The organism is Microcystis sp. M165S2, assembly GCF_020245885.1.
In the GTDB taxonomy this organism is placed as follows: Bacteria; Cyanobacteriota; Cyanobacteriia; order Cyanobacteriales; family Microcystaceae; genus Microcystis.
This window is the reverse complement of the sequence record NZ_JADBTZ010000319.1, coordinates 1-3,591: the sequence shown is the minus strand read 5'-3', so window position 1 is coordinate 3,591 and position 3,591 is coordinate 1. Positions and strand designations below refer to the sequence as shown.

Genomic DNA, 3,591 nt, shown 5'->3' with positions numbered 1-3,591 from the left:
TGCGATACATTGGTACTAAGGAGAGAAGATGCAAGGGTTTTGAGTAATTTTAGCAGATTCAGGGGCACCTGAGCGACTCTCAATCTAGCTAAAAGCCTTTTCCTGTAAGGTTTTTAGCTTTATTCAGCAAACCCTATTTAGGCATTTTTGAGAGGAAATTGCGTTACTTTACCCCCACGGGTGAATTAGTGCTAACTGCCGCAGAAGCAGAATTACAGGAACGAGAAGCGAAGGAACAGGCTATCCTCGAAAAAGAACAAGCTATCTTGGAAAGGGAAAGATTAGCCCAAAAATTACGAGAATTGGGCATTGATCCTGAAACTATCTAATTGATCAATATCTCTAGGCTAGGTAATTCCTATCCTAGAAATGTTGGTAATTTAACCTTATTTTTCCTGTCTTTCTAAGGCTAATTTTACTAACTTATCGACCAATTTATCAAACTCTAAACCGGTGGCTTTCCAGAGTTGGGGATACATACTAAAATTAGTAAACCCCGGCAGAGTATTAATTTCATTGAGAAACACTTCCCCAGTCTTTTCCACATAGAAAAAATCCACCCGCGACAATCCCGCAGCATCCACAGCTTTAAATGCTTCTACAGCCATTTCTCGCACTTGATTAGCAATTTTATCAGGAATATTAGCGGGAATAACCATACTCGATCGCCCGTCAGTATATTTAGTTTCATAGTCATAAAAATCACTATCAAAAGTAATTTCTCCCACCGAGGAAGCTTGGGGATTATCATTACCTAAAACCGCACATTCGATTTCTCTTGCGGTTACTCCTGCTTCAACAATAATCCGTCGATCATAACTAGCAGCACTATCTAAAGCAGCCTCTAATTCTTGCCGGTTGCGCGCTTTACTAATACCCACCGAAGAACCTAAATTAGCCGGTTTAATAAAACAAGGATAACCTATTTCCTCGGCGATTTGATCGCACAATTGCGGAAAAATACAGGGATTTGACCACACTTGCGAGCGGGTTACGGCCTTATACTTAACTTGGGGTAATCCAGCGGCTGCAAAAGCAGTTTTCATGGCAATTTTATCCATTCCTAGGCATGAACCCAGGACCCCACTACCCACAAAAGCAACCCGCATGAGAGTGAGTAATCCTTGCAAAGTGCCATCTTCTCCATTCGGTCCGTGGAGAATTGGAAACCAAACCTCAATTTCGCTCACTTCTGGGGGAAATTGCCAGATATTGACTTTTATATCACTCTCAATAGCTAGGGGTTGCCCAGAGGTTAAAATTTGTCTAGCAGTTGCTGCCGAATGCCAACAGCCATTTTTATCGATATAGAAGGGGATAACGGCGTATTTGTCAAGATTTTCGGGGTAATTAAAAGCTTGCAGGATCGATCGAGCCGAATTGATAGATACCTCGTGTTCTCCCGATCGACCACCAAACAACAATCCTACCTTGATCTTATCCATATTATCCTCTCTAGACCCAGCTATATCCTAAATTAGAGTTCAACTATCATATATACTATGGGCGGAGTTGACAATAGTTGCAAATGATTTAGATGCGGCTGTTCCTCGTCAGATCGGGGTTTCGGCAAAACCTCAAGATAAATTAATTATCGATCGGGATGAAATTTGGTCGTTCTTTCCCTAAAAAAATGGATAATCACTTTGGAGCTATTCACCCCCCGAAATTGAATGATTATTTGGCTAATTTTTCCAGTTTTTTCTTAGTTTTCTGAAGTTTTAAGGCTAAATTGCCCTGATGTTCGGGATAGTAAATATGCAAGAATTCGATAAAATCCTCGATTGTGCAAGGTTGATGAAATCCCCCTAAGTTACCGTGAAATTCTTGGTGAATTTCTTCTTTAATAGTCACCAAATTCAGATCCAATGTCGCTAGATGGGGATATTTCTGGACAGAGTAAAGATGATGGACAGCGAGATTAAATTTTACATCTTTATCCGGTTTTTGCCCCGTCACCTGACAAGTGTTTTTATCTCTAGTTTTAGCTCGTTTTTTAGCCTTTTCAATCTCGATTTTTTGTTTGGTATCGTCATCTAGATGTTCCTGAATTTCTTTAAAGGCAAGAGGAAACTCCATTGCAATCATTTTACACATTTCTTGGCGCGATTTATTCGTCAAAGTTTCACTCATGGATTTAGAAATCATCACTATTCCACTTTCGGAGAACCAAAACTCTCTTTTTTCATCTTCGTAAAAATCTACTCCTAATTCTAGAGGTTTATCAGTTCTTTGCTGAAGATGATTCACGGTTTTATTTAGCTTGGCTCCATTAGTTTCTAAAATTCGCCGTAAACTCTGTTTATGAATCATAGCCACTCCTTGATAAACTTGAATTTCGCCAGAGTCAGTGAGTTCAGCAAAAATTAATTTTCGTGCCAAAGAGCGACGAATTTTTTGATCGTGCTTAGTAAAAAATTCTTTAAATTTGTAGAAAATTCCTCGCTTTTCATTCTTCTCGATATAGGAAGCAATTTTAAAAGCACCTTTAGGGGAAAAGTTACGGAGTTTCTTCTCCTTATTGACAAATTGATAATCGTCACCCTCAACTAAATCCCAATCATCATTAGGATCAGCATCAAAAAAGCTAACGATTTCATCCAATCTCTTATGAGAAATGGAAAGCCATTGAATTAGTTCAGCTTCTCTGATAGTAAAAATTTCTTTTTTGCGAGGCATAATTATTTTATCTCCGTGGTGATAGACTTATACATCACAGTCAAACGATCAAAGATGTGAGAGTTTCCTGTTTCTTGGTTATCGGGATGATAGATCTTAGAAAGACGATAATAGGCATTTTTAATGTCTTCCTTGCTGGCAGTGTTTGGATCAAGATCGAAAACACGATAGGGACGAAAGTATTTAAAAATATTGATACCGTTGATACAATCTTTCCCCTGTTCGTAATCTTCTTCGGGAAGAATACCGATATATTTCCTGTAGATAACCTCCCAACTTTCTCGCTGAGATAAATTGATATTATCAAAGGCTCTAGTAGCCATTTGAAACATACTCGATTTTTTTAATTCTGTGGTATTGCTAACCTCAAAATAGGCATAAACTGCCTGTTTAAGTTGCGTTAGAGTTAAAGGTTTAACTTTTGGGCCTGTGGTAGTGGTGGCTGTAGTTTTTGATTTAGTTAACGATGGTTTGGGCGACTTTTTACGGTGATTTTTGATGACAAAATCGGCAAAATCTTCGAGAATAGGACTTTCGATCGAGTATTGCTCACAGATAAGACTAATCTGCTCTAAAATGAGCGAGTTAAGAGGATTAGTGGTCATAATTTCCCTAAGAAGCTGCAAAAAATATAGCCTTTCTTATCAAGATGAAGTGTAGGCTAATTTGGTATGAACGACCGACGACTGACTCCCGAAAACTTCCTATCCTAAATCAATACCACTGCTGTGGCCACTTTGTCAAGTGGTTAATAATGAAAAAAGTGACTCGGTTGACACTCCCCGCTCTAAAGAGACGGGGATTCTTGGTTCACAGAGATTACTTGCTTAGACAGAATTGCTTCTGAAAAAGTAGAGGTATTCTCTCCCCAAGCGTTTATTGGATCTAGCCCAAAGGTTCCGGTATGCCCTA

Annotated in this window: 3 protein-coding genes and 1 pseudogene; 1 reads left to right on the top strand and 3 read right to left on the bottom strand. The window is 39.0% G+C overall.

Going from position 1 to position 3,591, the window contains the following annotated elements; genetic code table 11:
* Positions 1–134: 134 nt before the first annotated feature.
* Positions 135–329, top strand: a pseudogene (locus IM479_RS15920) (Uma2 family endonuclease); the annotation flags it as partial.
* A 57-nt stretch (positions 330–386) separates the two neighbouring features.
* Here the strand turns inward: IM479_RS15920 and IM479_RS15915 are convergent.
* The 3 genes from IM479_RS15915 to IM479_RS22750 all read right to left on the bottom strand — a co-directional run bounded on the left by IM479_RS15915 (position 387) and on the right by IM479_RS22750 (position 3,284).
* Positions 387–1,445 (bottom strand): D-alanine--D-alanine ligase family protein, encoded by a 1,059-nt coding sequence (locus IM479_RS15915; protein ID WP_287686137.1) that lies wholly within the window; start codon positions 1,443–1,445, stop codon positions 387–389.
* Between the two features lie 232 nt (positions 1,446–1,677).
* A complete protein-coding gene (locus IM479_RS15910; protein WP_287686138.1) occupies positions 1,678–2,679 on the bottom strand; it encodes a hypothetical protein in 1,002 nt (333 codons plus the stop codon).
* 2 nt (positions 2,680–2,681) lie between these two features.
* The gene (locus tag IM479_RS22750; RefSeq protein WP_353737572.1) at positions 2,682–3,284 is read right to left on the bottom strand and encodes a J domain-containing protein; all 603 of its coding nucleotides are present in this window, start codon (positions 3,282–3,284) and stop codon (positions 2,682–2,684) included.
* Positions 3,285–3,591 lie beyond the last annotated feature (307 nt).